We start from the raw sequence: 22,424 nt of genomic DNA on the forward strand, positions 1-22,424 counted from the left end.
TCGGCCAGAGTGCCCCGATTCGAGACAGATAGTAGTAGCGTGCGGGGAACACCATGGCTGCCAGTATTTTGATCGCCGACGACGACGCTGTAGCCCGCCGGCTGGTCGAAAACATGGTGCAGAAATGCGGCTATGAGACGATCGTGGTGGACTCCGGCGATGCGGCGATCGCCGCCCTCACCGCCCCTGACGCGGCCATCGACGGCGTCATCCTCGATCTCGTGATGCCCGGCCTCGACGGCATGGGCGTCCTGGCGAAAATCCGCGAAGCGGGTCTCAGCATCCCCGTCATCGTGCAGACGGCCCATGGTGGCATCGACAATGTGATCTCGGCGATGCGCGCGGGCGCGGCCGATTTCGTGGTCAAGCCGGTTGGCCTGGAGCGGCTCCAGGTCTCTCTTCGCAACGCGCTCAATTCGTCCGCGCTCAAGGGCGAATTGCAGCGCATCCGTCATAGCCGCGAGGGCCGGCTGACCTTCTCCGACATCATCACCCGCGCCGAGGCGATGGCGGGCGTGATGCGCGCGGCGCAGAAAGCAACAAACTCCTCGATCCCCGTGCTGATCGAGGGAGAGTCCGGCGTCGGCAAGGAGATGTTCGCGCGCGCCATTCATGGCAGCGGCGAGCGCAAGGCAAAGCCGTTCGTCGCCGTCAATTGCGGCGCGATCCCCGACAACCTCGTCGAATCCATCCTGTTCGGTCACGAGAAGGGTGCCTTCACCGGCGCCACCGAACGCCACACCGGCAAGTTCGTCGAAGCCCATGGCGGCACGCTGTTTCTGGACGAGGTCAGCGAGCTGCCGCTGAGCGCGCAGGTCAAGCTGCTTCGCGCGCTCCAGGAAGGCGCGGTCGAGGCGGTCGGCGGCCGCAAACCCGTGAAGGTCGACGTCCGCATCATCTCGGCGACCAACCGCAGGCTGCTTGAGCGAGTCAAGCAGGGCCACTTCCGGGAAGACTTGTTCTATCGCCTGCACGTGCTGCCGCTGACGATCCCCTCGCTGCGCGCCCGGCGCGAGGACATTCCACATCTCCTCAGGCATTTCCTGGCCCGCTTTGCCGCGGAGGAGAACCGCCCCATCACCGGCATCAGCGGCGAGGCTGTTGCGCACCTCGCCCAGCTCGATTGGCCCGGCAACATCCGCCAGCTTGAAAACGCGGTCTACCGCGCCGTGGTGATGAGCGACGGCGACCAGCTTGGCCTTGACGACTTCCCCCTGATCGCCTCGCAGCCGCATCCGGGAACAGACATTCCGACCGCGCCGCTGATGCTGGAGCCGATCGCGGCCCCCTCCCTCGTATCAGGTAATGAAATACCGATCGCGCCGCTACCCGTGGCGGGTGCGCTCTCCATGCTGACCGCGACCGGCGACGTCCGGCCGCTGGAGGAGATCGAGAACGAGATCATCCGTTTCGCGATCTCGCATTATCGCGGGCAGATGTCGGAGGTCGCCCGCCGCCTCAAAATCGGCCGGTCCACCCTCTACCGCAAACTCGATGAAGCCGGGGTTCCCGGCCATGGCGGCAAAAGCGGCGAGGAGACGCACTGAGCCTGATGCGAACGAAGGTTCGTCCGGGCGCCGCGAGACGACTGTAAGCCATTCGCATGACGACGGAATTCGACTGCGATCTGAACCGTGACCTGGAAGTGACAGACACAGGGAAAAGCGCGTGGCAGAAGCGCACAATCCGTTGCCAAGCGGCTTGCTTGAAGTCAGTTTGTCGTGAGTTGTCCCGGGTAGCGCTGGCCGCGAAATCGGGGCCTGTATATCGTCTGCGTAGGAATCGTTGCGTGCAGGCGTGCAACTTTCGAGAGGCCGGCGCGGTTTAGCCGAAACTCAATAGGCGATAACGAAGCTGTTCCACGGGGGACAGTTCACCCGAGGGGTGCGACACAATGCGTGACTGTTTGAACCACCGTGCAGGCTTTGACCGTGTCTTGATGACGGTCGCGGCGACCTTCCTCACGGTATCGGCGAGCTCAGCCCTGGCGCAGGATCAGGCGCGCAGCAGCGCTGCCGAGCTCGCGATCGAAGCTGCGATCCCGCGCCCCGAACCCGCAAACGTCCCGCCCCCGACCGCATCCGACATCAAGCTCGACACCACCGCCACGGTTCAGGACTCGGCAAAGGAGCCGGTCAAGGAACCCGTGAAGGCCGAAGCCGCTCCCGCGCCGGACAAGGTCGAGACCAAGCCTTCCGACGTCGCCACCACGCCCGCCGCCGAGGCGACGAAGAGCGAGACGGCGAAGACTGAGCCTGCCAAGTCCGAACCTGCCAAGGCCGACACGGCGACCCCAACGCCGGCCGCGCCCGCCACCGCTGCTGCTCCGGCCTCGGAGCCGGTGAAGGCCGCGAGCAACGTTCCCGCGGCCGACCAGCCGGTCGCCGACAAGCTCAAGGACATCATCGGCGCCAACGCTTCGCGCTATTTCGACCGTAAGAACGAACGCGCGGCGATCGAGAAGTTTTACGGCGCACGCGACTTCGCACCGGTCTGGACCCAGGCCGGCAGCCTGACCACTGCGGCCAAGGGCGTGATCGCACGGCTGAAGGACGCGGCGTCCGACGGTCTCAATCCCGCCGATTACCCGCTGCCGGACTTCGCAGCCGCCACGACACCCGATGCGCTCGCCAATGCCGAGCTCAAGCTCACCGCCAGCATGTTCGACTATGCGCGTCAGGCCCAGAGCGGCCGCATGCACTGGTCGCAGGTCAGCGGCGACATCCTCTACCCCGAGCATCCGGTCGATCCGAACGAGGTGCTCGCCAAGGTCACGACCGCAGCGGACGCCTCCGCGGCGCTCGACAGCTACAATCCGCCGCAGAAGCTCTACAAGGAGCTGAAGGCGAAGCTCGCGGAGCTCCGCGGCCAGGGCAACGGCCCGGTGATCGAGATCGCCGATGGTCCAACGCTGAAATACACGCCGGCCGGCAAGAAGCAGGCTGAAATCGTCGTTGAAGATCCGCGCGTGCCGCAGCTGCGGGCCAAGCTTGGCATCGCCGAGAATGCCAACGATACTCGCTATGACGCGGCAGTCGCAGAAGCCGTGCGCAAATTCCAGAACAGCGCCGAGCTCAAGGCGACCGGCATCCTCGACGACAAGACGGTCAAGGCGATCAACACCCCGAAGCGCGACAAGCAGATCGACGTGGTGCTGGTGAACATGGAGCGCTGGCGCTGGCTGCCGCGCGACCTGGGCGTGCCCTCGCTGGGCGATGCCTATGTCATCCTCAACATTCCCGACTACACGTTGAAGGTGATGCAGCGCGGCCAGCAGGTCTGGACCACCCGCGTCGTCACCGGCAAGCCCGGCACACATGCGACCCCGCTGCTCACCGAGACGATGAAGTACATCACGGTCAATCCGACCTGGAACGTGCCGCCGTCGATCGTCTACAACGAATACTTGCCGGCGCTTCAGCAGGACCCGACCGTGCTCCAGCGCATGGGCCTCAAGCTCGAGCAGAACCGCGATGGTTCGGTCCACATCTCGCAGCCGCCCGGTGAAGCCAATGCGCTCGGCCGCATCCGCTTCAATTTCCCGAACAAGTTCCTGGTCTATCAGCACGACACGCCGGACAAGAACCTGTTCGCCCGGGACGAACGCGCCTTCAGCCACGGCTGCATGCGCGTGCAGAACCCGGATCAGTACGCCTCGGTGCTGCTCAACATCGCGATGCCGAACGAGAAGTACACGCCGGAGCGCGTGCGCAGCATGTACGGCAAGAGCGAGATCGACCTGAAATTCCCGACCCCGATCCCGGTCAACATCACCTATCAGACCGCATTCGTGGACGAGGGCGGCAAGCTGCAATTCCGCAAGGACGTCTATGGCCGCGACGCGACCATGATCAACATCCTGAAGAACGGCCGCGGCAAGGACCTCGAGAACGTCGTCGCGCACTCCCAGCCGAGCTATTCACGCCCGGCAACGACGCTGCCGAACGGCGTGCTGGCGGCCAACAATGGCGGCTCGTCCGGCCCGAACTTCTTCGAGCGGCTGTTCGGAGCGCCGACCCCGCCGCCGGCACCGGTCGGCCGCCGTCCGCAGCAGCAGCGGGTGTTCACCCGCTGAGCTAGGCCCGCTCTGAAGCCTGATTTCCTGAAATTGTGCAATAAAATCAGCGGTCTCATCCTATGGATGGGGTCGCTTAACGTTAACCATTCTCCACCTGACCTCGGGCAGCGGGCGTTTTTTTGCCACACTCACCCGGTTAGGTTCGCGATCTGACTTGGTTTGGGGGCGGGAAGGTCAACCTCGAATTAACCTTCTCGCTTTAACAAAGCGTTCATCCTCTTTCGCGCGCTAACGGGGTTAGCGGGAGAGTCCATTTTGAACGCTCGTCGACTGGGTGGGCTCTAACGTGCTGACTGGAATCGCACGCCAATTCGCTGTGCTGTCGTTGTCCCATGCGGGAGTGAAGGCCGGTTCCAGGATCGGCCTCGCTGCCGTATTGCTGCTTGCTGCCGCGGGTTCAGTTCATGACGCCGCCGCGCTCAACGAGACCAAGACGCTCTCCTTCCACCACACCCATTCCGGCGAAGACCTCACCGTCACCTTCAAGCGTGACGGACGCTACGACGAAACGGCGCTGAAGCAGCTCAACCACTTCCTGCGCGACTGGCGTACCCAGGACGAGACGGTCATGGACCGTCACCTGTTCGACATCCTCTGGGAAGTCTATCGCGACGTCGATGCCAAGCAGCCGATCCAGATCATCTCCTCCTACCGCTCGCCCGCCACCAACGCCATGCTCCGCCGCCGCTCCGCCGGCGTGGCGCGCTTCAGCCAGCACATGCTGGGGCATGCGATGGACTTCTACATCCCGAACGTGCCGCTGGAGCAGATCCGCTTCGCCGGCCTGCGCCTCCAGCGCGGCGGCGTCGGCTTCTACCCGACCTCAGGCTCGCCCTTCGTGCATCTGGACACCGGCAGCATCCGGCACTGGCCGCGCATGACGCATGACCAGCTCGCCAGGGTCTTCCCGGACGGACGCACCGTCCATGTTCCGACCGACGGCACGCCGCTGAAGGGCTATGAGCTTGCCAAGGCCGAGATCGAGCGGCGCGGCAGCGGCGAGGATTCCGGCAACAAGTCGAATTTCTTTGCCAGCCTGTTCAAGGGCAAGCCGGCTCCGGCCGCCACGAGCAACGACGAGGATGACGAGGGCGCGCCCGCTCCGGCCGCGAAGCCTGTCGCGCCGACCGTGGTCGCCGCCGCGACCAAGCCGGCCGATCCGGTGCCGACGCCGCGCGCCAAGCCGTCAGTCGCAGCGACAATTCAGCTCGCCTCGGCCGATGCGCAGATCGTCGCGCTGCCCAAGTCGAAGCCGGCATCCGTGGCTGACAAACCGGCCGCCGGCAAATCCGCTGACGCCAAGCCCGAGACTCCCGCCGATATCATCAATGCCCGTGGCTTCTGGGATGCCCCGGCTGCGCCGCAGCAGGCGACGCCAGCTCAAGTGGCTGCGCTGAAGGCGCGCCAGGCGCTTGCCGCCGCCACCGATCCGCAGCCGACCGCGAGCGTGTCCAGCGCCGCCTATCAGGCCCTGGCCTACGCGCCGGCGTCCGCCTCCCCGGTCGACCGCGCCAATGTCGTCGCCGCCTCCGCGCCGATCCCGCGCTCCGCACGTCCCACCGCCGCGTCGCGTAACCTTGCACCCGCGACCGAGATCAACACGGTGGTCGGCAAGCGCGTCGACGGCATGGTCGCAACCGCGACCCGGCTCTCCGCAGCCAAGGGCGAAAGCATCTGGCTCAAGATCGTGATGCTGTCGCCGAGCGCCAGCCGCGCGATGTCGGTCACGCTGATGGGCGAGCTCGACACGGCCGCAATGCGCGCCTACTTCGTCAAGCCGCAATCCGTGGTCGCCATGGGCTTTGCCGACGATCCGATGCAGGGCCTGTCCTGCGACAGTTTCTCGGGCACCGCCACCGCCAAGCTCGAGACAACGTCCTTCGTCATGCGGACGGCTTCGCTGCGCTGAGGCTGATAAGCCGCGCCGTTACCAAAATCTCTGTCGTCGTCCTGGCGAAAGCCAGGATCCGTACCGCGTGATCCATCTGGCTCACGCGGTACGGATACCAAGCGACGAATTTTCGCCAAACTGCTCCCTGGGATAATGGGTCCTGGCCTTCGCCAGGACACGACACCGGGCTCAGATCATCCCCAGCGCCTGCATGTAGGTCTCGAGAATCGTCTCGGCCTCGGCGCGCTCGTTCGGGTCCTGCTTGCGCATGCGCACGATGGTGCGCAGTGCCTTGACGTCGTAGCCGTTGCCCTTGGCCTCGGCGAAGACGTCGCGGATGTCGTCGGAGATCGCCTTCTTCTCTTCCTCCAGCCGCTCAATGCGCTCGATGATGGACTTGAGTTGGTCCTTGGCAAATTTCGTCGCGGGCTCGTCGTCGCGGACGGCGGCGGAGGTGGCCATCTTGGTACTCCCAATGGAACTGGCAAAACGAGGTGACGCCGGCATCCTCACCGCGCGTGCTGGTTAGACCCTTAGGGTTCGGACCTCTCGCGTTCAAGGCAGCATCGCGCTCGTCCACAGCGCGCCCACACCTTCCTGCGGCGGGTCGAAGAAAGCTGTTGTGTGATGCGACTCAGGGGCAGCGCATCTCGGGCTGCCGGCGCGGCCGTTCAGTGCCCCGGATGAACCTTCTTCATGGCATCGAGCTGCTCAGGCGTGGCCGCGCCCTGGTATTTCGACTTCCACGCCTCGTAGGGCATGCCATAGACGGCTTCCCGGCTCTCGTCCTTGCTCAAGGCGACGCCTTGGGCGTCGGCGGCGTCCTTAAGCCAGTTCGACAGGCAGTTGCGGCAGAAGCCTGCGAGGTTCATCAGGTCGATATTCTGGACGTCTGTCCGCGTCTTCAAATGATCGACCAGGCGCCGGAAAGCGGCAGCCTCGAGTTCCGTTCTGGTTTTGTCGTCGATTGCCATGGCTGGATCCCTCGGCTTTGCGAAATTGGCTGTGACCTGGATGGGGTCACCCTTACGAGATCAGGTGGGGCCTGTCACAGATTTTGCCATATCGCGGCGCAAACGGGCCCGAAGCCGGCTTCGGGGCAGTTCCCGGGCCCTACGCCAAATCGTCAATGATCTGATATAGCTTCCGCGACAATGATCGCCGAATCTCCCCGCTCCCCCTTTCGCCTGCTCGCCCGGTTGGTCCCGGTGCTGGTGGTTGGCCTGCTGTGCCTCTGGGCCAGCCCGGCCTCCGCCGATTTCCGGCTTTGCAACAACACATCGAGCCGGGTCGGCATCGCGCTTGGCTACAAGGATGCCGAGGGCTGGACCACCGAAGGCTGGTGGAACATCTCGTCCCGTTCCTGCGAGACCCTGCTGCGGGGAACCTTGGTGGCCCGCTTCTATTACATCTACGCCATCGACTATGACCGCGGCGGCGAATGGTCGGGCCAGGCCTTCATGTGCTCGCGCGACAAGGAGTTCACCATCCGCGGCACCGAGGATTGCCTTGCACGGGGCTATGACCGCACCGGCTATTTCGAGGTCGATACCGGCGAGCAGCGGGCCTGGACGGTGCAGCTCACCGATGCCAACGAGCAGCCGTCAAAACAGCAGCGCGTGCCGGGAATGCCCGGCCCGGTTGGCCCGGGGGTTCCCGGTTTGCCCAATGGCCCGCCCGGTGGTACGCCCCCCGCCGCGCCTGGCCTCCCGCCCGCTCCCTCGCCCCCGTCTGGAAATAAGCCATGAGGCGTCTTCGCCGTATCAAGATTCTCGCGACGCTTGGACCCGCCTCTTCGGACCTTGCGATGATCCGCCGCCTGTTCGAGGCCGGCGCCGACCTGTTCCGCATCAACATGAGCCACACCCCGCATGACAAGATGCGGGAGCTGGTGGCGACGATCCGCAACGTCGAGAGCAGCTACGGCAGACCGATCGGCATTCTGGTCGATCTCCAGGGACCAAAGCTCCGGCTCGGTGCCTTCGCCGAAGGCGCGGTCCAACTCCAGAACGGCCAGACCTTCACGCTCGATTCGGACAAGGCACCGGGTGACACAACCCGCGTCCAACTCCCGCATCCGGAGATCCTGGCCGCGCTGCGTCCGGGCCATTCGCTGCTGCTCGACGACGGCAAGGTGCGCCTGATCGCCGAGGAGACCTCGAAAGACCACGCGGTGACGCGCGTCGTGGTCGGCGGCCGGATGTCCGACCGCAAGGGCGTCAGCCTGCCGGACACCGACCTGCCGGTCTCGGCAATGACGCCGAAGGACCGCGCCGACCTCGAAGCGGCGCTGGTCACCGGCGTCGACTGGATCGCGCTGTCCTTCGTGCAGCGCGCGGATGACGTGCTCGAGGCCAAGAAGATGATCCGCGGCCGCGCCGCGGTGATGGCCAAGATCGAGAAGCCGCAGGCGATCGATCGCCTCGCCGACATCATCGACGCCTCCGACGCCCTGATGGTGGCGCGCGGCGACCTCGGCGTCGAGCTGCCGCTGGAACGCGTGCCGAGCCTGCAGAAGCAGATGACGCGCATGGCGCGGCGCGCCGGCAAGCCGGTGGTGATCGCGACCCAGATGCTGGAATCGATGATCCAGTCGCCGGTGCCGACCCGCGCCGAGGTTTCCGACGTCGCCACCGCCGTCTACGAAGGCGCCGACGCCATCATGCTGTCGGCGGAATCGGCGGCCGGCAAATTCCCGGTCGAGGCCGTCTCGACCATGAACCGCATCGGCGAGGAGGTCGAGCGCGACCCGATCTATCGCTCCGTCATCACCGCACAGCGCCCCGCGCCGGAAGCCACCGCCGGCGATGCCATCGCGGACGCCGCGCGGCAGATCGCCGAGACGCTCGACCTGCCGGCCCTGATCTGCTGGACCAGCTCGGGATCGACCGCCGTGCGCGTGGCGCGCGAGCGGCCGAAGCCGCCGATCGTGGCGATCACGCCGAACGTCGCGGCGGGACGCCGACTGTCGGTCGTTTGGGGCGTGCATTGCGTGGTGGCGGAGGATGCGCGCGACCAGGACGACATGGTGAGCCGCGCCGGCCAGATCGCGTTCCGCGATGGCTTCGTCCGGGCCGGCCAACGCGTGATCATCGTCGCCGGCGTGCCGCTCGGCATCCCCGGCACCACCAACATGGTGCGCATCGCCTCGGTCGGCCCCGAGGGCGAAGCGAATATCTAGGTTCGCCAGCACGCGGCAAACAAAAAATGTCGAAAACAACCCCATGCACAGTAGCAGGCTGGTCCGGCGAATGTGCTGGGGTTTTTCGCAAAGGCGAATTCGGGCAATGGCCTGGGCGCGATCGGGTCCCTCGGTCGATCAGGCGGACGTTTTAGGCCCCAACCAGCGCTTTCGCGGTCGGCAACAGCGTCTGCTGCACAACGAGACCCCTGGCGCGGGCGTCCATGACGCCGACCGCGCGGAGCGCCAGCAACGTCACGGTCTGCACGGCATCGCGCATCCTGGCGGGATCTTCGAGATTATCCGGCGCAAGCGGTCCGACCAGGGCTTCGTGCAAGGCGCCGAGCAGCGCGGTGGCGGCGAGCGCGGTGTCCTGCGCCGGCAGGTGGCCGGCGCGCACGGCGGCGTCGATGCGCGAGGCCATCTCACCCGCGATCTCGCGCCGGCTGGCGAGGCGTGAAGCGCTGACATCGACATCGACCGGCTCGGCCAGGATGCCCCAGGCGAGCCTGCGCTGCGACAGGGTATGGACCGCTACGGTGGTCACCGCCGCCGCCAGCGCCGAGGACGGCCCCGGCGCCGCATCGGCGGCTCGCCGGATCGCCGTGAGCTCGTCGCGGGAGACTTCGGCGATCAATTCGGAGATCAAATCGGCCTTGGAGGGGAAGTAGCGGTAGACCGTACCCGCAGCGACGCTGGCGCGAACCGCGACCGGCGCAATCTGCACCGCCGCCATCCCGCCTTCCGCCGCCGCCTCCCGCGCCGCCGCCAGTATCGCACTGCGCCGGGCCGCAAGGCGCTTCACCACTTGATGCGTCCGCCGATAAACCATGGCGCGCTTCCTGTCCCACACGCCGGCCGCACGCCCTGCGGCCGAACGCTTCGTCACCGATGTCGCAAATCGCCCCGCAAGGACTGAACAACTATTCAGAGTGGATGACAAGGTGCAAATGCATGAAGCGTCACGCCAAAAAAAAGCGCGAGCTCAAACAGCTAAAAACCTCGCGAACTGCTTTGGTGAAGGGGTAACCACGATCGTTACCGCCATCTTAAACCTGCTCCGCGACTGTGCTGCGGTATTGCGATCCCACCTCGGTGCAGCATGGTCGACACGGACGCCCGGACCGCCTGGCAGCTCTTCCACCTGAACTGGCTTCCCATCGCAGCCATGGGCAGCCTGCTGGCGCTGGGCCTCCCCTTCACTGGCCTGAGCCTCGAACCGGTCGCCTACGGCGTGACGCTGGCAGTCGCTGCACTCCTGCTCGCGCTGGCCTATGGCCACCGCATCCTCAAAGGCGAGCTTGCCGACCCGAAGTTGCTGTTTTCGCTCGGAACGATCGGACAGATCATTCTCACCTGCGCCATCGTCGGACCGCTCAGCTATGTCGCGGCCAAGCTGAACTGGCCACTGCAGGACCAGGCGCTGCTTACGATCGACCGTGCACTCGGCCTCGATCCCGAACCGATCGCGCGATACGTCAACGACCATCCCTGGCTCGCGGACTGCCTGGCTCGCGGATACGGGCTGATCAAACTGCCGCTGCTCGGCATTCCCGTCGTGCTGGCACTGACGGCGCGCTATATGCGGCTGCAATTGTTCATGCTCGCGATGAGCCTCGCGCTCGCGGTCACCATCGCGATCTCCGCCGTCGTGCCCGCGATCGGCACCTATTGGGGGCTGCAGCTGTCCGCCGCGCATTTTCCCGAAATCAACACCGCGGTCTATGCCGGGCAGTTGCGCGACATCCTCGCGCTTCGCGACGGTAGCCTGCACGAGCTCCGGTTGTTCTTCCTCGCCGGCATCGTCTCGTTTCCGAGCTTCCACGCCGCATCCGCCGTGCTCTACATGTGGGCGCTGTGGCCGGTGCGCGGCCTCGGCGGCATCGCGGCAGCGCTGAATCTGCTGATGATCGCGGCGACACCGGTGATCGGCGCGCACTACATCATCGACGTCGCCGGCGGAATCGCAGTCGCCGCAGCGTCGATCTGGGCGGCGAAATTCTATCTCGAATGGCACGGCCGCGCGCGGCAAACGTTTGCCGCGCCTGCGCGCTCGGCGGTCTGGCAGCCCGGCCTCGCGGAATGACGGGCGGCAAGTTACCCTAGGGTCCGCGCGTAGCGCTGTGCCCATCAGCAACTTCCAATGTTCGATGTTCTCGACAGCGGGAACGTTTCCGCCTGCGCTCTTGGAGCTGAGGCGGACACGTTGCCGTGCTACAAGCTTGCTACAGCTTCACGATGTCCCGGACCCGGAAATCGTCGACCAAAAGAAAAAGAGCCCCGTCAATGACGGAGCTCTCTCAGTTCGCGATGAGTTCAGCCTTACTTGAGGCTGCTCGAGATCGAGGTGAACTTGGCGTTCAACGTGGTGCCCAGGCTGTTGATGACAGTGATGATCGCCAGCGCGATGCCGGCGGCGATCAGACCGTATTCAATGGCGGTGGCGCCGGATTCATCTTTCGCGAAACGCGCAACGAGGTTCTTCATAAAGAGCTCCAAATGAGTACACGAGGCTACAACTGATCTGGTCTTTTTGGCTTCCCAGCGCCGCTTGACCATGGAACCAAACGTAGTGGCAAAGAATTGCGCCGCAGTTAATTCGACTGCGGAAACACAGAGCGGTTTGCGTGTATTCGCCGATGGTAAACCGAAATCTAAAATGATCCGTTAAATTGTCGAGACATCAAGCCGGCCCGGCACCGCCGGTTTACCCGGAATTATGACCGCCATGGTCCAATGTCGATCGCTCGGCACAACGACAAAAACACCAGGACGACGAGGCGGCATGTCCCTTTCCTTTGCCAACAGCATCACGGTGCAGAGTCGTGCGCGAGCGCTGGTGCCGCTATGCGTCGGTGCGGGCGCCTATCTCTTCTTCCTGTATGTCGGCGACACGCTGCTTCAGGACTCCGACTCGCTCTGGCAGATCAAGATCGGGCAATGGATCCTCGATCACCACGCGCTTCCCTACACCGACTTCTATTCCTTCACGCGGCCGGGGGCGCCCTGGGTTTCGACTTCGTGGTTGTCGCAGGTGCTGTTCGCTCTCTCCTACGCGCAATGGGATTGGGCCGGCCCGGTGATCCTCACCGCACTTGCTGTCGCATTGTCGGCGGCGATCCTGGTCAGCCTGCTCGAGGCCCATCTGGAAATTCCGCGCGCGGTCCTGTTCGCGATGTTCGCGATCTTGCTGTCGCTGCACCACATTCTGGCGCGGCCGCATATGCTGGCGCTGCCCGTGATGATCGCGTGGGTCGGCGTGTTGATGGCCGCAGCCGACCGCAAGGGCGCCCCGTCATGGTACTGGCTGCCGCTGATGTCGCTGTGGTCGAACCTACATGGCGGCTTCGTGCTGGGCCTGGCGCTGATCGGCCCGATGTCGTTTGTGGCGCTCTGGGGCATGAAGTCCAGCAAGCAGGTCCGGCTGCTGTCGCGCTGGTTCCTGTTCGGTGTTGCGGCACTCGCCGCAAGCTGCGTCACGCCCTATGGCTGGCGCACATTGCTCGGCGCGATCAACATCCTCAATCTCGGCGAGTTGCTGACGGTCATCTCCGAATGGTCGCCCGCGAGCTTCGCATCCTTCAACGCATTCGAAGGCGCGCTGTTCGGCCTGATTGCGATCGGGCTGTATCGCGGCCTGACGCTCTCGCCGCCGCGTATTCTTCTGATCCTGCTTCTGACCTGGATGGCGCTCACCCACGTCAGGAGCATCGAGGCCTTTGCCTTCCTGGTACCGCTGGTGCTGGCCAAGCCCCTCGGCGAACGGACTGCGCTGCTACAGCCTGGCACGCAGGGCGGCGAGAGTTGGGCCGCCCGCTACGTCACCGCAACCGGTGCGCTGATGATCGTGGCCGCCGGCTGGACCTCGACCTCACTTTACATGGCGCATCACCGCTTCACCTTCACGATGGATCAGACACCGGTTGCCGCCGTCGATCTGCTCGAGAAACGCCAGGCGCAGCGCGTCTTCAACGCCTACCAGTTCGGCGGCTATCTGATCTCGCGCGACATCCCGGTCTTCATTGACGGCCGCGCCGAGCTCTACGGCGAAACCTTCGCCATGGACGTCTTCAAGGCCGTGGAGCTCAAGAAGCTCGACACCCTGACGCGGCTCCTCGACGCGTACAAGATCGACGCCACGCTCATGGTCGCGGACGCGCCGGCCGCCCAGGTGCTGGACCACATCAAGGGCTGGAAGCGGCTCTACGCCGACAACATCGCCGTGATCCACGTGCGAACCGGCGGCACAGAGGCCGGCGCGACGCCGGAAGCGGAGTCCTCGAGGGAAGCCGTCAAGTGAGCGCGTCCGCTCAACAGCAGATATCCGGTCCATCGCGCCGCTGGATCGGAATTCCCCTCGTGATGTTGCCAGCGTTTTCGATCGCAACGCTCTTCGGCTGGGGCGTCCTGATCTCCACCTTCACCCATCCCGGCTGGATCGGGCTGAACCACGTCGCTCCCGGCACGGACTGGATGGTGTTTTACGGCGCCATCAGATCGTTGCTCGCCGGCAATCTTGCGCTGGTCATCGATGGTGACGCGTTCACGGCCTATCTCAACCAGTCGTTCGCATCATGGCTCTCGGTCCCTCTGGAGTTCCGTCCATGGTTCTATCCGCCCGGCTTCCTCGTTCTGCTGCTGCCATTCGCGCCGCTTGGCTTCATCGGCTCCTATGTCGCATTCCAGGCCGCGACCGCAGGCTTCCTGGGCTGGGCGCTTCGCAACCGGGCCGATCAGCCGCAACTGACGCCCTACATCATCGCGGCCGTGCTGGTCTCGCCATCGGCATCTCTCAACCTGGCCGATGGACAATGCGCTTTTCTCGTTGCCGCACTGCTGGTCACGGGCGTCAGGCTGCTCGGACCGCGACCGCTCCTGGCCGGGGCAATCCTCGGGCTGCTGAGTTTCAAGCCGCAATTCTTCCTGCTCGTCGCCTTCGCGCTGGTGGGGTCGCGCCGTTATGGCAGCCTGTGCGCTGCTGCATGCTCGGCATTCGCATTGGCGGCTGCAAGTGCCATGATTTTTGGCGTCGAATTGTGGCTTTGGTGGATACCGCAGGCGTACAACAATCTGGTCAGCCCCGACGCGAAATGGCTCGCCTATGGCCGCATCTGGGGTCACAGCGTATGGGCCTGCGCAATGCTGCTGGGCCTGCCGGAGCGGCTGGCCTCCATCCTGCAGCTGGCCGCGATCCTTTCGAGCGCGGCGGCGACGTTCGCGGCCTTTCGCTCCTCGCTCAGCACCAACAACAAGCTGATCGTACTGCTTGCGGCAACCGTGCTGGCGGCCCCGCATTCGGGCCCTTATGACGCGACGCTGCTGACGGTCGCCGTCGTGCTGCGGCTTGCCGCATCGATCGATGCTCCACGCTTTCGCGACTGGCTGATCGGGCTCGGCATCTGGATGGTGCCGTTGCTCAGCCCGGCGGTGTATATTCCGGCGGGACGACTATCGCCGCTCCTCATCGTCGCTCTCATTGGCGTCGTCTTCGGCGCGTTGCGCAGTCCGGCAGGGTCTGGCAAGCCGGCAATGTCGCCGCATTCCTGAATCCAATCTGCGGCTGGCGATGGGGACGCCGAAGTGATGAGTAGCGGACAGGACATGCATTCGCGGGCAGATCGGACTTATCGGTAGGGAGAGATGATCTCAGTTCTGGACTCGCATCGGCCCGATCAAAAAGCCGATCCCTCATTAATCATCAATTGCCCGTCTGCAGTTCGCCGAATCTATCCCAGCTCTTGCCGTTGAAGCGCATGAACTGCATCTGGTCGACCGGGACATGGTCGGTCGTGCCGGTGTTGACCTTGATGCCGGGCAGCAGCATCGGCAATTCGAGATCGCGAATTGCAAAAGCCTGCTTGAGGATGTTCTCGGTCGACAGATCATTGCCGCAGGCTTTCAGCACAGCCTCCAGCGCCATCGCACTGTTGTAGGCGTTGACATAATTGGTGTCGTGCTGGTCGGCCTCCGGCAAATATTTGGTCATGAACTCGCGCCAGCCCCTGACGCCGGAATCGTCCTTCCAGGCGGGATCGTCGGGGTCCTTCACGTAAGCGGTGGAGAGGATGCCGGTGCCGGCTTCCAGTCCCGCAGGCTCCATCACCGTCGAAACCCACACCGCAACATTGGATAGGAACGTCATCGGCCGCCAGCCAATCTCGAAGGATTTGCGGATCGCTTGCGCCGCGAATTTCGGCGTCGCCGCGATCACGAATACATCGGCGCCCGAGGCCTTGAGCTTCACGATCTGGGAATCGATGGTCGGGTCCTGGATCTCGTAGGTCGCGCCGGTGACCACTGTATCGTATTTCTCGCCGAGCACGTCCTTCAGCCCGGCGAGATAATCGCGGCCGTAATCGTCGTTCTGCGAGATAACGGCGAACTTCGCGTTCGGATTCTTCGCCAGCGCGTAACGCGCATAGAGCCGCGCTTCGTAGCGGAACGGCGCCTGCACGCCCATCGTTGCCTGCGGATATTGTGCGACGTCGGCGAATTTCGAGGCGCCGGAGCCGATGAAGAGCTGCGGCACGTTCCTGGACTGGAGGTATTTCGCGATCGCCGTGTTGTGGGCGGTACCGATCGAGGAGAAGATCAGCGCGACCTCGTCGCTCTCCACCAGCCTGCGGGTCTGCTCGACTGATTTCGGCGGCGCATAGCTGTCGTCGAACGAGATCAGATTGACCTTGCGGCCGTTGATGCCGCCCTTCTCGTTCAGCATCTTGAAATAGCCGACCTCGCCCTTGCCGAGCGCCCCGAAGGCCGACACCGGCCCGCTGTAGGGCATGGTCTGGCCGATCTTGATCTCGGTCGCGGTGACGCCGCGCATTTCGGCGGCGGCGGATGGAGCGGACGGGAATGAGACTATCAGGAACGAAACGGCGCCAAGCGCGCCCAATGTCCTCGCAAAGCGCATCGGCTTGCCCTCCCCTTTGTCTGCGCGGTCGAGCCGCGCCTTAATTGGGAAGAGCATGCCACGACTTCATCGCAGACTCCAATCGCGATGAGTCGCGGGGTCGGAGAGCGAGTAAAGGTAAGGGTGCCACCAATGGCGGCGCCCATAGATGGTCGGCACTGCGCAAGGGCGGCTTTGCGCACATACCTGTTCGTCGCGAGATGCTCAGTTGCCCACGTTCGAAAAGCACCACGCAACAAAAAACGCGGCGTTTCCGCCGCGTTTTTCAATTCAATCTGCCGTGCGCGGTTACGCCTGCGGCTGCGGCTCCAGGCCGGGATCCGGATCGGGTCGCGGGCGCGACTTGCCGGCCGGCGGCACGGCCGAGGCGCGCGGGGTGGTCGGCTCGAGCACGGATTCGCGGTTCGGCTTCTTGCCCTTGAGCAGGTCGATGATCTCGTCGCCGGAGAGCGTCTCGAATTCGAGCAGGCCCTTGGCGAGAGCTTCAAGATCGGCGCGCTTCTCGGTGAGAATACGCGTTGCCTCGTTATAGCCTTCTTCGACGAAGCGCCGGATCTCGGTGTCGATCTTCTGAACCGTCGCTTCCGATGCGTTCTGGGTGCGCGACACCGACATGCCCAGGAAAACCTCGTCCTGGTTCTCGCCGTAGGACACGGTGCCGAGCGCCTCGGACAGGCCCCAGCGCGTCACCATCATGCGCGCAAGACGCGTCGCCTGCTCGATGTCCGACGACGCACCCGAAGTCACCTTCTCGCGGCCGAAGATCAGCTCTTCGGCGACGCGGCCACCCATCATGATGGCAAGGCGCGATGTCATCTGTTCGAGCGACATCGACAGCTTGTCGCGCTCGGGCAGCTGCATGACCATACCCAGCGCACGACCGCGCGGAATGATGGTCGCCTTGTGGATCGGATCGGTCGCAACGACGTTGAGGCCGACGATGGCGTGGCCGCCCTCGTGATAGGCCGTCAGAAGCTTCTCTTCCTCGGTCATGACGAGCGACTTGCGCTCGGCGCCCATCATCACCTTGTCCTTGGCTTCCTCGAACTCGGCCTGGGTCACCATCCGCTTGTTGCGGCGGGCGGCGGTGAGCGCAGCTTCGTTGACGAGGTTCATCAGGTCGGCGCCAGAGAAGCCCGGGGTGCCGCGCGCGATGGTCTTGAGGTTGATATCCGGCGCCAGCGGCACCTTGCGGACGTGGACCTTGAGGATCTGCTCGCGGCCGACGACGTCCGGGTTGGGCACCACGACCTGACGGTCGAAGCGGCCGGGACGCAGCAGCGCGGGGTCGAGCACGTCGGGACGGTTGGTCGCGGCGATCAGGATCACGCCCTCGTTGGCCTCGAAGCCGTCCATCTCGACCAGCAACTGGTTCAGCGTCTGCTCGCGCTCGTCATTGCCGCCGCCGAGGCCGGCGCCACGGTGACGACCGACGGCGTCGATTTCGTCGATGAAGATGATGCAGGGCGCGTTCTTTTTGGCCTGCTCGAACATGTCGCGGACGCGGGAAGCGCCAACGCCGACGAACATCTCGACGAAGTCAGAACCCGAAATGGTGAAGAACGGCACGTTGGCTTCGCCCGCGACCGCACGCGCGATCAGGGTCTTGCCGGTGCCGGGAGGGCCGACCAGCAGCACGCCGCGCGGAATGCGGCCGCCGAGGCGCTGGAATTTGCCGGGGTCGCGCAGGAATTCGACGATCTCCTGCAGGTCCTGCTTGGCCTCGTCGACGCCCGCGACGTCCTCGAAGGTGACGCGGCCATGCGCTTCAGTCAGCATTTTTGCGCGCGACTTGCCGAAGCCCATCGCCTTGCCGGCGCCGCCCTGCATCTGCCGCGACAGGAAGATCCACACGCCGATCAGCGCGATGAAGGGCAGCCAGGAGACCAGCAGCGAGACGAACCACGGCACGTTGTCGCCGGGCGGCTTCGCGGTGATCTGCACCTTGCTGTCATAGAGGCGCTTCACGAGCGTCGGATCGCTCGGCGCATAGGTCTGGAAGCTCGAGCCGTTGGTGAAGGTGCCGTGAATGTCCGGCCCCTGGATCACGACGTCGCGCACATTGCCGCGATCAACCTCGCTCAAGAGCTGGGAGAAGGCGATGTCCTGCGAGGAGGCGCGCTGACCCGGATTCTGGAAGAGCGTGAACAACGCCAACAGCAGCAGGACAATGATGACCCAGAGGGCGAAATTGCGCAGATTGGCGTTCATCGATCTTCCTTCGTGGTCGCGCGGATCGCGGCCTGATCCTCGGGCAGTTACTTTAAGCCGTACGAGGAAATCCCAAGGAATCCTCTCGGTTAGACGCATTACAATTTAGGTGCCGCCCCGGTCGCTGCCAAGGGAACGAGATGGGACTATTTATCCCATCTTAGAGCGATTCCCGCTGAAATAATGGCGCCCGGACAGGGGTTTTTCCCGCCTGGTTAAGGTGACCTGACGTCGCGCCGCCGAAACGGCTGGTGTCATGGTCCGCGGCTTAGCTCCCCTTGCGCCGCCGCGCCGGCGCCGGCGCGATGTGGATACGCCCCCCGGCAAGGCTGATCAAGGCTCCCGCAAGGGTCTGCTTCACCACCGGCCGGCCATTTGCAGCCGTACTTCCCGCCGCCATGGCCTGATCGAGCACGGCCAGGAGAGATTCGACCTTGCCGAGTTCCGCTGGTCCCTCATGCCCGAACGCGTTGATGGCCCGCAGCAGGATCCGCAGCCGGACCTCCTCCGGCAGGGCGGCAAACACGGGGGCCTCGAAGCTTCGAACGCCGGCCTGCGGCGCATCGCCGCGATCCCGCAAACGGAGGAAGCGCTCGGCTCCATCGGTCAGCACCTCGACGGCCGCATTGGCGCGCGCCAGCCTTGCCGCGAGCCGAGCCAGGCTGCGGGCATCACCGCCCTCCCCCGCGAGCTGCGGCAGCAGCGCACGCAGCCGCGGCCGGGTGAAGGCAGCGTCGTGGTTGGTGGGATCGTCGGCAAAGCCGATCTTCGCCCGCTTCAAGGTCGCGATCAGCTGCGACTTCGGAACGTCGAGCAGTGGACGCGCAAGGATGACGCCGTCGCGCTCGGTGAGACGGGCCATCGCCGACAGCCCGGCTAATCCGCTGCCGCGGAGAAGACGCATCAACAGGGTCTCGGCCTGGTCGTCTCGGGTGTGGGCGGTCAGCACGTGGCTCGCGCCGGCGACACGTGCGGCCTGCACCAGCAGGCGGTAGCGGGCTTCGCGCGCGGCGGCCGGCAGTCCCGTTTTCGGCTTGGCGCCGCGCCAGCGCACGGTCCGGTGCGGCAAGCCAAGCCCGGTCGCGAGATGCTTGACCTCGCGCGCCTCGCGCGCCGCCTCCGGCCGCAAGCCGTGGTCGATGGTGACGACGGTGAGACGCGGGCCGTGTGCGAGGCTGCGATGCCAGCGCGCCGCAAGCCACATCAGCGCCACCGAGTCGGGCCCGCCGGAGACCGCGAGCAACAGTCCCCGCGCGCCTTTCAGGCCTGCGAAGAGGCGCTTGGCCTCACGCGCCGAGATCGGTGAATTGTCGTCGTCTGACATGACGCTGCAATCGTCCGCGGATGGACCGAATGTTTAGCGCAGCGCCATCAATCTTGTCAGGATCAATCGCCGCGGGTCAGCACTTCACCCGCTTCTGCTCGCGGTCGACCGCGGCTTTGACGCCGGCCGAAGCGCGCGGATATTTGCGGCCGACTTCGCCGAAGGCGGCGCATGCGGCCTCCTTCTCCTTCAGCGCCGCCAGCGACTGGCCGAGCCGCAGCAGGGCGTCCGGCGCCTTGGCGGATTTGTCGTATTTGGTGGTGACGGCGAGGAAGGCTTCCGCGGAGTCGCGATATTGCTGGCGCTGGAAATAGCTCTCGCCGAGCCAGTATTGGGCGTCGCCGAGCAGCGGGTCGCTCGGATATTTCTGCGAGAAATTCTTCATGGTCTGCTCGGCCAGCGCATAGTCCTTGCGCTGCATGTAGCCGATGCCGAGATCGAATTCGTCGCGCGGCGTTGCCGAGGGCGGCAGGGTCGTCAGCGCCGGGGCGCCTGCCGGCGCGGGAGAGCCGGATGGGGCCGGCGGATAGCCGGGCTGCGCAGCCTGGGGCGCGGCCGCCTGCGGATAGCGGGGGCCGCTATTGGCGAGATCGAGCGGTTCGCCGGCGCCACGGCCGCCGGGCGCGCCGCTCGGGGCACCGGCGGGCATCGGTTGCTGCCCGCCGCCGAGCGCGCGTGGCGCACCCGGCGCATTCGGGCTCTGGTTCGGGTCGAAGGCATCGCCGCGGCGGCGCGTGCCCGGCGCGCCGGGCGCAGGCTGCTCCTGAACGATCGGCGCCGGAGAGGCGATCTGCGGCTGCTCGTAATTCGGCTGGGCCGCTTGCTGGTGCGGCGGCTGGCGATAGGCCGGCGCGGCTTGCGCGGGCGGCATGGCCGCGACATTGGGCTGGACCGGCGCCTGGCCGGGTGCAGCTTGCGCGCCGCCCTCGAGCGCTCGCAGCCGCTCTTCGAGCTGGCGGTTGCGATATTGCAGCTCTTCGTTCTGGCCGGTGAGCTGGCGCAGCTGATTCTCCAGCCGCTCGATCCGCATCTCGGGATCTGCATCGTCCGATTGTGCGAGGGCGGGCGAGCACAAAGAGAGCAGCGCGGCGATCGCCACGGTGCCGGTGAAAACCTTAAATCTGGATGACATCTTGCCCTGACGACGAAAGCGAAATGGCCTGCGACCGAACATTCGACGCGCCACACATTGAAGGGGAGTACGCCAAAACTGTGACTGTAACAAACGGGTTTCCGTCACAGATCGCTGAAACGAAACCGGCGCCCGAGAGGGCGCCGGCATAATCGGTTTCTGAAGATGAACGGCGCCTGACCGATCGTCAGGAGCTCGCGTTCAGCACGGTGACGGCGCGGCGGTTCTGCGACCAGCAGGAGATGTCGTTGCAAACGGCCACCGGCCGCTCCTTGCCGTACGAGATCGTTCGCATGCGGTTCGGATCGATGCCGCGCGAGGCGAGGAACGAACGGACCGACTGGGCACGGCGGGCGCCGAGCGCGATATTGTATTCGCGGGTGCCGCGTTCGTCGGCATGACCTTCGACGGTGAAGCTGTAGCGCGGATAGCTCTGGAGCCACTGCGCCTGCTTCTCCAGGGTCACGATCGCCTGCGGGGTCAGATCGGTCTGGTCGCTTTCGAAGAACACGCGGTCGCCGACATTGACGACGAAGTCTTGCTGGCTGCCCGGCGTCGCCGCGTTGGCCATCGCATCCGTGGCAGCGTTCTTGTTGGCACAGGCCCCCATCGACAGCGCGACGGCAAGCACCGCGGCCAGCTTCAATCCCTGGAGGATGCGCATAGGATGTTTCATTCCGGAGCCTCCACGCTCACGTTTCGTCCACTGCTGTCCGGTCTACAGGGGGTTGGTTAAGCGAACGTTCCGTCAACCTTGATGGAACCTTGCCACAGCCGGTCAAATGCCCCCAACCAGCGAAAAGCAACCGTCATGGTTAATGGGTTGTAAATGTGGCGCGATGGTGAAGGCAAGCCGCGCCGACCGGCAAAAACCGCGGGCTTTGCTGGAATTTTAGGCTCGTCGTGTGGAGACCCTAGCGCCTAGCGGGCAGAACCCGTTGCCGAGGCGGCTACGTCCGGGGTCCGCTGCGTCGCCAGCGACACCGGGCGCGGGGCCGCCTGGCGCGGGCCGCTGCGTTGAAACAACATGCGCCGCTCAAAAGCGCTGGAGCGCATGATCGGAAAGCGCGTCAGGACCTTTTCCCGCTGGTTGCGGAAATCGGACGCCATCAGCACGGCCTTCTTGGTGGGCCAGCCCGGAAACCCGCGCGGCTCCGGTGAAATGGTCTCGTGCAGGAAGATGCGACGATAGAACGCCTGATGATCGGTCCGGATCATGGCCAGCCCGGTGTCGGCGTTGAAATGATCGCAAGCCACAAAAGCCAGCCGCACCGTCAGATAGGGTAGCTCCGGAAAACGCTGGTGCTTTTCGGGATCGGCAACAAACCGGCACGGATCGATGAGGACTTCGCCGCGGTCGAGCCGGGGATGCAGGACGTCGCCAAACACTTCGGTCGTGTAGGACATTCGCCAGTCGGACGTCAGGACGTGAATGCGAACGGAGCTGCAGAGCTCTCCATCGACATAGACCCCGAAATTCCAGGTGTTGGGCGCATCGTCGAAGCGATCGGTCACGCGCCGCGACTCCGACGGCTCGATCAGTCCGGCGTGCAGATAGGCCCGGTACCGCATCAGATAGAGGTTGTCGCGGTCCTCAGGAGTTTCGATCAGGCGGTAATCGATGCGGTCAAACAGAGCGGCTCCCCGCGGAAGGAGCACCGTTTGCGGTTCAGCCCCAGACGTCATCCAGTACC

18 protein-coding genes are annotated in these 22,424 nt (G+C 64.9%); 8 read left to right on the forward strand and 10 right to left on the reverse strand.

Annotated features, from left to right (window positions below):
• Positions 1-53: 53 nt before the first annotated feature.
• The 3 genes from AC0L3A_RS11640 (at position 54) to AC0L3A_RS11650 (ending at position 5,987) form a co-directional block, all read left to right on the forward strand.
• Positions 54-1,547 carry a sigma-54-dependent transcriptional regulator gene (locus AC0L3A_RS11640; RefSeq protein ID WP_007596283.1) on the forward strand — a complete coding sequence of 498 codons (1,494 nt, stop codon included), beginning with the start codon at positions 54-56 and terminating at the stop codon, positions 1,545-1,547.
• Positions 1,548-1,894: 347 nt separating this feature from the next.
• Entirely contained in the window at positions 1,895-4,075 is a 2,181-nt protein-coding gene (locus tag AC0L3A_RS11645; RefSeq protein WP_007596284.1) for a L,D-transpeptidase scaffold domain-containing protein, read from the forward strand.
• Positions 4,076-4,364: 289 nt separating this feature from the next.
• Positions 4,365-5,987 (forward strand): peptidoglycan L,D-endopeptidase MepK, encoded by a 1,623-nt coding sequence (locus AC0L3A_RS11650; protein ID WP_007596285.1) that lies wholly within the window; start codon positions 4,365-4,367, stop codon positions 5,985-5,987.
• A gap of 171 nt (positions 5,988-6,158) precedes the next feature.
• Here AC0L3A_RS11650 and AC0L3A_RS11655 read toward each other — a convergent pair whose 3' ends face one another.
• Together AC0L3A_RS11655 and AC0L3A_RS11660 are read right to left on the reverse strand one after the other, a co-directional pair.
• Entirely contained in the window at positions 6,159-6,431 is a 273-nt protein-coding gene (locus tag AC0L3A_RS11655) for a DUF2312 domain-containing protein (RefSeq protein WP_007596286.1), read from the reverse strand.
• A 209-nt stretch (positions 6,432-6,640) separates the two neighbouring features.
• Positions 6,641-6,943, reverse strand: coding sequence for a DUF1244 domain-containing protein (locus AC0L3A_RS11660; protein ID WP_007596287.1), 303 nt, complete (start codon positions 6,941-6,943; stop codon positions 6,641-6,643).
• 180 nt (positions 6,944-7,123) lie between these two features.
• Between AC0L3A_RS11660 and AC0L3A_RS11665 the strand changes: the two genes are divergently transcribed.
• Together AC0L3A_RS11665 and pyk are read left to right on the forward strand one after the other, a co-directional pair.
• Positions 7,124-7,717: a DUF1036 domain-containing protein gene (locus AC0L3A_RS11665; RefSeq protein WP_007596288.1), complete on the forward strand. Its 594-nt coding sequence runs from the start codon at positions 7,124-7,126 to the stop codon at positions 7,715-7,717.
• Complete coding sequence (gene pyk, locus AC0L3A_RS11670) at positions 7,714-9,150, forward strand: pyruvate kinase (protein WP_007596289.1); 1,437 nt, start codon at positions 7,714-7,716, stop codon at positions 9,148-9,150. The genes AC0L3A_RS11665 and pyk overlap by 4 nt, the downstream gene beginning before the upstream one ends.
• A gap of 151 nt (positions 9,151-9,301) precedes the next feature.
• Here pyk and AC0L3A_RS11675 read toward each other — a convergent pair whose 3' ends face one another.
• Complete coding sequence (locus tag AC0L3A_RS11675) at positions 9,302-9,982, reverse strand: TetR/AcrR family transcriptional regulator (protein ID WP_007596290.1); 681 nt, start codon at positions 9,980-9,982, stop codon at positions 9,302-9,304.
• 270 nt (positions 9,983-10,252) lie between these two features.
• On the opposite strand from AC0L3A_RS11675, the gene AC0L3A_RS11680 reads away from it, so the two are divergent.
• Positions 10,253-11,236, forward strand: coding sequence for a phosphatase PAP2 family protein (locus AC0L3A_RS11680; RefSeq protein ID WP_007596296.1), 984 nt, complete (start codon positions 10,253-10,255; stop codon positions 11,234-11,236).
• A 236-nt stretch (positions 11,237-11,472) separates the two neighbouring features.
• Here AC0L3A_RS11680 and AC0L3A_RS11685 read toward each other — a convergent pair whose 3' ends face one another.
• A complete protein-coding gene (locus tag AC0L3A_RS11685; protein ID WP_007596297.1) occupies positions 11,473-11,637 on the reverse strand; it encodes a Flp family type IVb pilin in 165 nt (54 codons plus the stop codon).
• Between the two features lie 298 nt (positions 11,638-11,935).
• Between AC0L3A_RS11685 and AC0L3A_RS11690 the strand changes: the two genes are divergently transcribed.
• Positions 11,936-13,450: a hypothetical protein gene (locus tag AC0L3A_RS11690; protein WP_473254390.1), complete on the forward strand. Its 1,515-nt coding sequence runs from the start codon at positions 11,936-11,938 to the stop codon at positions 13,448-13,450.
• Positions 13,451-13,512: 62 nt separating this feature from the next.
• Positions 13,513-14,697 carry a glycosyltransferase family 87 protein gene (locus AC0L3A_RS11695; protein ID WP_007596299.1) on the forward strand — a complete coding sequence of 395 codons (1,185 nt, stop codon included), beginning with the start codon at positions 13,513-13,515 and terminating at the stop codon, positions 14,695-14,697.
• Positions 14,698-14,848: 151 nt separating this feature from the next.
• Here the strand turns inward: AC0L3A_RS11695 and AC0L3A_RS11700 are convergent, their stop codons facing one another.
• The 6 genes from AC0L3A_RS11700 to AC0L3A_RS11725 form a co-directional block, all read right to left on the reverse strand.
• Entirely contained in the window at positions 14,849-16,063 is a 1,215-nt protein-coding gene (locus AC0L3A_RS11700; RefSeq protein WP_007596300.1) for an ABC transporter substrate-binding protein, read from the reverse strand.
• A 288-nt stretch (positions 16,064-16,351) separates the two neighbouring features.
• Positions 16,352-18,274, reverse strand: a complete 1,923-nt coding sequence (ftsH, locus tag AC0L3A_RS11705) for an ATP-dependent zinc metalloprotease FtsH (protein WP_007596301.1) — start codon at positions 18,272-18,274, stop codon at positions 16,352-16,354.
• A 268-nt stretch (positions 18,275-18,542) separates the two neighbouring features.
• The gene (gene tilS, locus AC0L3A_RS11710; RefSeq protein WP_007596302.1) at positions 18,543-19,598 is read right to left on the reverse strand and encodes a tRNA lysidine(34) synthetase TilS; all 1,056 of its coding nucleotides are present in this window, start codon (positions 19,596-19,598) and stop codon (positions 18,543-18,545) included.
• Positions 19,599-19,674: 76 nt separating this feature from the next.
• A complete protein-coding gene (ybgF, locus tag AC0L3A_RS11715; protein ID WP_007596303.1) occupies positions 19,675-20,730 on the reverse strand; it encodes a tol-pal system protein YbgF in 1,056 nt (351 codons plus the stop codon).
• 187 nt (positions 20,731-20,917) lie between these two features.
• A complete protein-coding gene (pal, locus tag AC0L3A_RS11720) occupies positions 20,918-21,406 on the reverse strand; it encodes a peptidoglycan-associated lipoprotein Pal (RefSeq protein WP_007596304.1) in 489 nt (162 codons plus the stop codon).
• A 245-nt stretch (positions 21,407-21,651) separates the two neighbouring features.
• The gene (locus tag AC0L3A_RS11725; RefSeq protein WP_007596306.1) at positions 21,652-22,416 is read right to left on the reverse strand and encodes an N-acyl amino acid synthase FeeM domain-containing protein; all 765 of its coding nucleotides are present in this window, start codon (positions 22,414-22,416) and stop codon (positions 21,652-21,654) included.
• Positions 22,417-22,424 lie beyond the last annotated feature (8 nt).

This window comes from Bradyrhizobium sp. MI1.3, assembly GCF_055811695.1.

Bases quoted from the DNA above. Each gene is read 5' to 3' on its own strand.
- AC0L3A_RS11640 (WP_007596283.1), top strand. From the start codon at position 54: ATGGCTGCCAGTATTTTGATCGCCGACGACGACGCTGTAGCCCGCCGG.
- AC0L3A_RS11645 (WP_007596284.1), top strand. From the start codon at position 1,895: ATGCGTGACTGTTTGAACCACCGTGCAGGCTTTGACCGTGTCTTGATG.
- AC0L3A_RS11655 (WP_007596286.1), bottom strand. From the start codon at position 6,431: ATGGCCACCTCCGCCGCCGTCCGCGACGACGAGCCCGCGACGAAATTT.
- AC0L3A_RS11660 (WP_007596287.1), bottom strand. From the start codon at position 6,943: ATGGCAATCGACGACAAAACCAGAACGGAACTCGAGGCTGCCGCTTTC.
- AC0L3A_RS11665 (WP_007596288.1), top strand. From the start codon at position 7,124: ATGATCGCCGAATCTCCCCGCTCCCCCTTTCGCCTGCTCGCCCGGTTG.
- pyk (WP_007596289.1), top strand. From the start codon at position 7,714: ATGAGGCGTCTTCGCCGTATCAAGATTCTCGCGACGCTTGGACCCGCC.
- AC0L3A_RS11675 (WP_007596290.1), bottom strand. From the start codon at position 9,982: ATGGTTTATCGGCGGACGCATCAAGTGGTGAAGCGCCTTGCGGCCCGG.
- AC0L3A_RS11680 (WP_007596296.1), top strand. From the start codon at position 10,253: ATGGTCGACACGGACGCCCGGACCGCCTGGCAGCTCTTCCACCTGAAC.
- AC0L3A_RS11685 (WP_007596297.1), bottom strand. From the start codon at position 11,637: ATGAAGAACCTCGTTGCGCGTTTCGCGAAAGATGAATCCGGCGCCACC.
- AC0L3A_RS11690 (WP_473254390.1), top strand. From the start codon at position 11,936: ATGTCCCTTTCCTTTGCCAACAGCATCACGGTGCAGAGTCGTGCGCGA.
- AC0L3A_RS11695 (WP_007596299.1), top strand. From the start codon at position 13,513: ATGTTGCCAGCGTTTTCGATCGCAACGCTCTTCGGCTGGGGCGTCCTG.
- AC0L3A_RS11700 (WP_007596300.1), bottom strand. From the start codon at position 16,063: ATGCGCTTTGCGAGGACATTGGGCGCGCTTGGCGCCGTTTCGTTCCTG.
- ftsH (WP_007596301.1), bottom strand. From the start codon at position 18,274: ATGAACGCCAATCTGCGCAATTTCGCCCTCTGGGTCATCATTGTCCTG.
- tilS (WP_007596302.1), bottom strand. From the start codon at position 19,598: ATGTCAGACGACGACAATTCACCGATCTCGGCGCGTGAGGCCAAGCGC.
- ybgF (WP_007596303.1), bottom strand. From the start codon at position 20,730: ATGTCATCCAGATTTAAGGTTTTCACCGGCACCGTGGCGATCGCCGCG.
- pal (WP_007596304.1), bottom strand. From the start codon at position 21,406: ATGAAACATCCTATGCGCATCCTCCAGGGATTGAAGCTGGCCGCGGTG.
- AC0L3A_RS11725 (WP_007596306.1), bottom strand. From the start codon at position 22,416: ATGACGTCTGGGGCTGAACCGCAAACGGTGCTCCTTCCGCGGGGAGCC.